Source organism: Geoglobus sp., from assembly GCF_054018175.1.
The window spans coordinates 1-6740 of record NZ_JBPLZQ010000043.1 but is presented as its reverse complement, the minus strand read 5'-3'; the positions used below and the strand labels follow the sequence as shown (position 1 = coordinate 6740).

The following is a 6740-nucleotide window of genomic DNA, read 5'->3' as shown; positions in this document are numbered from 1 at the left end:
TAATGGTCACCTACATTCTGTCATAAACCCTATCCCGCCAGTCAATCCTTGCAACCAGAACTGTCATTTCCTTAAAATCAATTTCAATAATAAGCCTGATTTTCATCCCCGCTTTTACTCGATAAATGTTACCCTTAATCTTCTTAATGTTCAGTGAAAATGGGTCGTCCAGCTTCTCAATCGTTTTAAAAACCCTCTCAAGGTCTTTCTTACCGAATTTTTTTAAATCTTTAACAGCTCTTTCAGAAAGCTCAACTTTAAAACTCATTCAAGACCCAGCTCCCTCTTTGCCTCCTCGAGAGTGTAAACTTTCATCTTTCCGGTTTTGCATGCCTCAATAATCTCCTCTACATCCCTGATCTCCTCATCAGCCATCTCATCACCCAGCAATTCATCTTCAAGTCTGCTCAGCCTCTTATCCATGATTTCGAGCTTCTCTTTTATCTCTTTGAGTAGTTCAACAACACTCATGATCTTACATATTCTCAAAAAAAATAAATATCTTACTTACAGGGCTTTCAGAAACTCATCCTTTCTACATACTCCTTTATCGCCTCCATCACCCTTTCCCTCGGTAGCATATACATCAAAATCTCTCAGATCCTCTATCCCGATTTTTGAGATGCCAAAACACTCCCACTCATAAAGAAACGAAGTAATGCCACACAAAACGGCAAATTAATTATAGAAAGCTCACAGCCCTTCCAGCGCATCCTTCAGCTTTCTAACATACTCCCAGGTCTCACCTACGCCCTTCTCAGTTATCTCGACCACTGTCCTCGGCCTGTCGGCTATCACCTTTTTTATTCCAATCATCCCGGCCTTCTCCAGCGTTTTAAGGTGGGAGTCGAGGTTTCCGGGCGTCAGCTCCAGAACTCGCTGGATTTCGCTGAACGCCGCCCTCCCCCTCGAAAGAAGATACAGCATGATTCCAAGCCGTACGGGATTTCCGAGGATTTCATGTCTGAGCCCGCTGAGAGGCCCCATTCAATCACCAATTATTCTGAATGCGCTGTAAAGATAAAGCAGCATCGTAACAGAGAACGCTGTTACAATCACGAAGCCCGCCCAGACAGACAGATCCTCTGCGGACGTGAATGCGACCACTGCTCCGATTGCTGTGATCAGGAATGACGGAACCATTTCCAGCTCAAGACCTCCTGAGTATGACAGCACAGCCCACATTCCGAACAGAGAGATTGAGAGGAAGCTCAGAAGTGCAGCGCCGAAACCGGCTGACAGAGTTGCGGGAAGCACCAGGAATCCAAGTATGGCTCCAGCCACCCATGACAGAAATATGAATGCTGCCACGGTCCTGCTCCCTCTCTTTTCGCCACTCCTCTTAGCTATGCGCATGATCCGTCTGAAAAGGATTCCAGACACTGCAACACCTGCAATCATCGCCACAACCCAGTAAACTGCCGAGATCGTGCCGGATGGTCTGAAAAAAGCGAGAATGACGTAAAACACGCTCATGACCATCAGCCAGTAGGCGAAGTTAATCGCAGAGTATATTTTCCCGACAGCGACAATTTTCCTCTCGATCTTTTCCAGAATTTTCCGGAGTTCTTCTGCGTCTTCCATGGTAAACGGTGTACTTCAAACTATTTATGTGATTGACAAATTCTGAAATGCATAGGAAGTTAGGTGAACCCCCGTCAAGGGAACCCCTCCTCACCGCTCGCAAGGCTTCAAAGCTTGGAGGGGCAAGGGCAGGAATTGGTATGTCAAAATATCTTAAAACGTTTTCTTTGAGATTTATCTCGACCATTTGGCGCCATTATCATGTGGTCACGATAACTCAGCCACGTGTTAAACAATGTTAATCTTTTCTTAAAGTGGCATTTTAAGTGTGAGTGCAAAATGAAATAATGCGAAAAGTAGATAAAAGAGTAAAAACAATTTTTGAAATGAACTGTTGAGGTGGCATCGTGGAAAAAATAGGAATTTACCTGGCATTGTTCGCTATTCTGGCACTTGTTGTGCCAGTTAGCGCGGAAGATTGGGAATTCGTTAGGCTGACAGATGACGGTGCTGACGACTCGCTTTCTGGTGGGGTCATTACGGCCGACGGTAACAGAATCGTTTTCATATCAGACACGGACGAAAATCCTGTTACAAGGTGGGACAGAGAGGTGTTCATGTACGACCTCCAGACCAAGCAGACTGTCAGGATAACCAGCAACGTTTATGAAGATTCCAAACCGGTCATATCTGGAGACGGATCCAAGATCGCTTTTGTGGAATACAGGTCTGGAAGAAGTTTCGTTTATGCTGTGAGTGAAAGTAATGGATGGCAGCAGAGCTCGCCGCTGTATTCTTCTGATGGAGCAATCTCCCTACTTCTGAGCAGAGACGGCAACGTCCTTCTGGTTTTTGAGTATGGGGAGGGGAAGGTGACGCGAATAAACACCGCATCCGGAACGGTGATGGGGACAGTAAACCTACCCTACGACACGAGCATATATGGATACTATGATGTTATAGGGTCATCTGGCGGTAGCAAATTTGCAGTTGTTACTTCTCAGTGCGCAAATTGTCCGCAGAATGTTAAACTCCTGTATACCACAACGGCGCAGGGCGCTGGAGTCTACACAACCGAAAACAGCGAGTACATAGTATTGCCCCCCCACGCAAGTGATGACGGTAAGGTTGTTCTGTACATGGAGTCTGAGAGCTACACTGGGAGGAAAGGCATATTCGTTTATCAGAATGGCAACTTAATGCAGATTGTTAATGATCAGCATGTATATCCTGCCATAAGTGCTGATGGTAGCAGGATATACTATGTAAAGAGTGCTGGAGGCCAGAACGGATGGGAGATTTTTGCAGTCAAGCCAGATGGTAGTGAAGTGGAAAAGATCTACTCCCCGGGCCTGGCCCGAATCAGCCTCCCGCTGGTCAGTGAGGACGGGAGCGTTCTGGTGTTCAGGGGTAAAAACTACGGCGAAGACTATGAAATATACCTGCTGACGAAGAAGACATCTATAACGGGACTGGGGACGATCAAAGTGGAGTTTGTCCCGATGTATCCTTCGCTGACTACGGTTAAATTGGGTTCGGCCAGAGCTTCGGCAGGGGATGTGGTGCAGATCCCAGTAGAGGTCGCAAAGGCGAGCAATCTCGGCAGCATTAATCTAGTGGTGACATACCCTTCAGACTCGATTGAGGCTGTTGAGGTCATACAGGGCTCGCTAACTGAAAACTCCCTCTTCGACTACAATGTGGAAAATGGAAAGATCAGGGTTGGAATCTCGGATGCAGCAGGAATGAGCGGAGACGGCTCTCTGTTCTACATCAGGTTCAAGATAATTGAGGATAAAGAAAGCTCTGAAAAACGTAGGATCATGGGAGACATGCAAGGAATCGTGGACTTTAATGGAAACGTGCACTCGATCTCGGTCGAGGAATATGACGTGTATGATGTTGACGGCAACAGGATAAACCCGGTGATCGTGGACGGGACAATTGAAGTTGTCAGCGAGGAGGAGGCAAACAAGGGCGACGTTAACGGAGATGGTTTTGTGAACAGTCTCGACGCCCTGCTGGCCCTGCAGATGTCGGTCGGCAAAATTAATCCAAAACCCGTGGCTGACATGGATGGAGACGGAAAGGTTCTGGCCAAGGACGCAACCGAGATTATGAAGCTCGCAGCCACGAACATGATGGAACAGGTCAAGACGGCCATAGAGAGTGGAATCCAGATGGGGGTAAACAGGTGAGGTGAAGATCGTGATCGTGAGATTTTTGGTACTCTCACTCCTGGTTATCGCCACCATAGGCACGGCTTCAGCCCTGACGGTGAAGCTTCCCAACGCAACGGGCAGCATTGGATCATCCGTTGAAGTTGCTGTTGAGGTCGAGGACGCGAGAGATCTGGGCAGCATGGATGTGGTCATAGCATATGACCCGTCTGTGGTCGAGGTAAAATCAGTGGGCAAGGGTGAGCTGAACAAGGGTCTGCTGTCCTCCAACACAGGCAACGGAATGCTCGCCATAAGTCTCGCAGATTCCAGGGGGATCAGCGGAAACGGAGCAGTTGCAATAATTGTGTTTGATACACTGAAGGAGGGAGAGAGCGCGCTGAAGATCCAGAGTGTGAAAGCTTACGATGTCAACACGCACGTGGATCTGAGGGTTGAAAAACAGGACGGAAAACTCGTTGTTTCAGGAGTGGAGGAGGAAAAGAAGAACGCTCCAGGATTTGAGATATGGCTTGTCGCTGTAGTGCTGGCAATTCTGGCATCACGAAGGAGAGGAAAGTGAATGAAACTCCTTTATTTTTTTAGTCTGCTGGTGCTGCTGTGTATGATGGCACTTACGGGTAAGGCGGCCGCAGTGAGTGGAGACTGCAATCACGACGGAAACGTGACGAGTGTCGATGCACTGATTGCTCTGAAGATGTCAACTGGCAAACTCGAATTTGAGAGTGTTGCCGATGTGAACGGCGACGGTAGGGTAACTGCATACGACGCTTTCAGAATCCTGATGATGGCCACGGGAGATGAGGATGAACTGTTCTTCGAACTTGGGGAAGTTGTTAAGAGTTACGACCTCAGCAGCTCTCTGAAGGAGGTCAGGATGAACTGGAAGATTGAAGAGAGTGATGGTGGAGAGCTGACGATCGGAGTGGTTATTGATAACGGAAAGATAGTCAGGTTCATGAAAGGAGGAATTGAGGATCCAGAGATGAACGCCCACACGGACGAGAAGACCGTTAGGGAACTGCTCTCCTCAAGAGATCCAAAAGCATTAAAAGACGCACTGGATAGCGGAAGGATAAGACTGGAGGGGGTTGGCACGGTGAACCAGATTAAGGTGTCGCTGATGAACTTTCTCTCCAGATTCATCTGAGAGCTTCAATATTGCTCAGCAAATTTAGTTTTTATCGTGTTTCAGTTTTGAGAAGCTGAAAGGTGGTAAAATAAACTGGCTGACACTTTTTCGTCAGTCGTAGTGCCTTGCGCTCAGGGTTATCTCCTCGCCTCCAAACTCTTTATAGCCAAGATGATCTCTTATCACTATGTATGCCATTTCAGGTGGAATTGCGCCGATCTCGGTTATTATCAGGTCTATGTAGTCCCTTGGCGTCACATCGAAAGCCGGGTTTCTGACCGCCACATTCGGATGCTCAAGCAAATCGCCATCAATGACCTCCCTCACATCCCTCTCCTCTATGACGACCAGCTCTCCGAGCAGGGTCTTGGGGCTGAACTTGTAGGTTTCAGCGGCAACCATGAACGGCACCCTCGTCTCCTTGGCTGCGAGAGCGATCTGCGATGTGCCTATCTTGTTTATGAGTGCCCCATTAACCGTGATCGTGTCAGCGCCAACGACAACCACATCCACCTCCTTCATGAAGTACCTGACGGCCGAATCAACTATCAGCGTGACATCTATGCCATAATCCGCAAGCTCCCTTGTCGTCAGGTAGCCCTGATGCCTCGGCCTTGACTCCGTTGCGAATACTCTGATGTCCTTCCCCTCGTCGAAGGCGTGCTTTATCACCGATAGTGCAGCTGAGGAGTTGCAGTGGGTCATTATCGTCGAACCGTCCATTATCCTCTTTGCCCCTATCCTGCCTATCTTCTCCCTCGCCGTGTCCACCCACTCGATGAACTCTTCAGCCCGCCTTATCAGACTCTCCCTCTTCTCCTGGTCGCTCTCGCCGGAATAGTTCATCACGTAGTTGATAGCATTGAAAAGGCTCACAGCCGTGGGCCTTGTGTTCATCAGCCTTTCGCTCGCTTTCCGCATCTCCTCGTCGAAGTTTGTCTTCACGTTCTCTGCATACTTCTTGAGAGTTTCGGCGGCAAACCTCGCAATCCTCGCAGCCCCTCTAACCTCCATGCTCTCTATCTTCCTCGCCGCTTCCTCAATCAGATTCATTCTCCACCACCTGCCAGAATCGCCGCTCCCTTCGCAACTGCGAGAGCATCCTTTATAACCGTTATCTCCGGCCTGAACTCCGGAGGAAGAAAATCGTATATCTGCCGGAAATCCTCCGGCTCGAGCAATGCGGAGATTCGTCCCCCGAAGACAACAGCTTCTGGATCGAGGATGAGGACGGCCCTTGCAATTTCTGCACACAGCACCTTGAAGCCATCCAGTCTTAGAAGCTCCTCCCTGCTCAGCTCTCTGCCGAACCTCTTCTTTATCGCCCATCCGCTGAAAAAGGTTTCAAGATGGCCGATCCCACCACAAACGCACCTCTCTTTCCCGCCAACAAAGGCATGCCCAATCTCGGAAGCAAGACCATTGCCCCTGTAAAGCTTCGAATCAGCAATTATCGCGGAGCCTATCCCGGTGCCGAGCGTTACTGCAAAAATGCTGCTGAAGCCGGTAACGTGACGGGCGTAGATTGCAAAGCAGTTGGCGTCGTTCTCCACCCTCCTGCCCTCGAAGAGCTCTGCATCGAAGCCGGGGATGTTCGGCGTTCTGATAACCTTTCCTTCTCTAACCCACCCGGCTATCGCAAAGACCGCATTGCCGTATTCCTCAACCATGCCGGGATTTTTCAGAAACTCCGAGGTTTTAAGGGTCTGGACGTGGGTGAACTCCCGCCCGTCGAACGAGATGATGTCGGTGAATGTTCCTCCGACGTCTATTCCGGCGAACATTACACCAGTCTTCTGAGATTCATGCTATTATAATGTTTCCCATCCGCGGAGAAGTAGCTGTGGGTATGTAGGGCTGTTAGACGCTGCTTGAAGCCGTTAACGTGGCCATAAGCACGCTTC

9 protein-coding genes are annotated in these 6740 nt (G+C 49.0%); 3 read left to right on the top strand and 6 right to left on the bottom strand.

The window, feature by feature from the left end; all coding sequences use genetic code 11:
- Positions 1-10: 10 nt before the first annotated feature.
- From ACXJJC_RS03320 to ACXJJC_RS03305, 4 genes are all read right to left on the bottom strand, one after another.
- Positions 11-268, bottom strand: coding sequence for a type II toxin-antitoxin system RelE family toxin (locus tag ACXJJC_RS03320; protein ID WP_456369409.1), 258 nt, complete (start codon positions 266-268; stop codon positions 11-13).
- A complete protein-coding gene (locus ACXJJC_RS03315) occupies positions 265-471 on the bottom strand; it encodes a hypothetical protein (RefSeq protein WP_456369408.1) in 207 nt (68 codons plus the stop codon). Before ACXJJC_RS03315 ends, ACXJJC_RS03320 begins: the two co-directional genes overlap by 4 nt.
- Before the next feature lie 222 nt (positions 472-693).
- A complete protein-coding gene (locus tag ACXJJC_RS03310) occupies positions 694-987 on the bottom strand; it encodes a transcriptional regulator (RefSeq protein WP_456369407.1) in 294 nt (97 codons plus the stop codon).
- Positions 988-1584, bottom strand: a complete 597-nt coding sequence (locus ACXJJC_RS03305; protein WP_456369406.1) for a hypothetical protein — start codon at positions 1582-1584, stop codon at positions 988-990.
- A 398-nt stretch (positions 1585-1982) separates the two neighbouring features.
- Between ACXJJC_RS03305 and ACXJJC_RS03300 the strand changes: the two genes are divergently transcribed.
- The 3 genes from ACXJJC_RS03300 to ACXJJC_RS03290 are packed head-to-tail and all read left to right on the top strand — an operon-like array spanning position 1983 to position 4854.
- Positions 1983-3722 carry a cohesin domain-containing protein gene (locus ACXJJC_RS03300; RefSeq protein ID WP_456369405.1) on the top strand — a complete coding sequence of 580 codons (1740 nt, stop codon included), beginning with the start codon at positions 1983-1985 and terminating at the stop codon, positions 3720-3722.
- A 10-nt stretch (positions 3723-3732) separates the two neighbouring features.
- Positions 3733-4266, top strand: coding sequence for a cohesin domain-containing protein (locus ACXJJC_RS03295; protein ID WP_456369404.1), 534 nt, complete (start codon positions 3733-3735; stop codon positions 4264-4266).
- A 42-nt stretch (positions 4267-4308) separates the two neighbouring features.
- On the top strand, positions 4309-4854 hold the full coding sequence (locus ACXJJC_RS03290) for a dockerin type I domain-containing protein (RefSeq protein ID WP_456369403.1): 546 nt from the start codon (positions 4309-4311) through the stop codon (positions 4852-4854).
- Positions 4855-4947: 93 nt separating this feature from the next.
- Here ACXJJC_RS03290 and ACXJJC_RS03285 read toward each other — a convergent pair whose 3' ends face one another.
- Together ACXJJC_RS03285 and ACXJJC_RS03280 are read right to left on the bottom strand one after the other, a co-directional pair.
- Positions 4948-5889: a ribose 1,5-bisphosphate isomerase gene (locus ACXJJC_RS03285; RefSeq protein ID WP_456369402.1), complete on the bottom strand. Its 942-nt coding sequence runs from the start codon at positions 5887-5889 to the stop codon at positions 4948-4950.
- A complete protein-coding gene (locus ACXJJC_RS03280; RefSeq protein ID WP_456369401.1) occupies positions 5886-6620 on the bottom strand; it encodes an ROK family protein in 735 nt (244 codons plus the stop codon). Before ACXJJC_RS03280 ends, ACXJJC_RS03285 begins: the two co-directional genes overlap by 4 nt.
- Positions 6621-6740 lie beyond the last annotated feature (120 nt).

Excerpts from the sequence above, each read along its gene's own strand:
- ACXJJC_RS03305 (WP_456369406.1), bottom strand. The coding sequence starts at position 1,584 with ATGGAAGACGCAGAAGAACTCCGGAAAATTCTGGAAAAGATCGAGAGG.
- ACXJJC_RS03285 (WP_456369402.1), bottom strand. The coding sequence starts at position 5,889 with ATGAATCTGATTGAGGAAGCGGCGAGGAAGATAGAGAGCATGGAGGTT.
- ACXJJC_RS03290 (WP_456369403.1), top strand. The coding sequence starts at position 4,309 with ATGATGGCACTTACGGGTAAGGCGGCCGCAGTGAGTGGAGACTGCAAT.
- ACXJJC_RS03280 (WP_456369401.1), bottom strand. The coding sequence starts at position 6,620 with ATGTTCGCCGGAATAGACGTCGGAGGAACATTCACCGACATCATCTCG.
- ACXJJC_RS03320 (WP_456369409.1), bottom strand. The coding sequence starts at position 268 with ATGAGTTTTAAAGTTGAGCTTTCTGAAAGAGCTGTTAAAGATTTAAAA.
- ACXJJC_RS03315 (WP_456369408.1), bottom strand. The coding sequence starts at position 471 with ATGAGTGTTGTTGAACTACTCAAAGAGATAAAAGAGAAGCTCGAAATC.
- ACXJJC_RS03310 (WP_456369407.1), bottom strand. The coding sequence starts at position 987 with ATGGGGCCTCTCAGCGGGCTCAGACATGAAATCCTCGGAAATCCCGTA.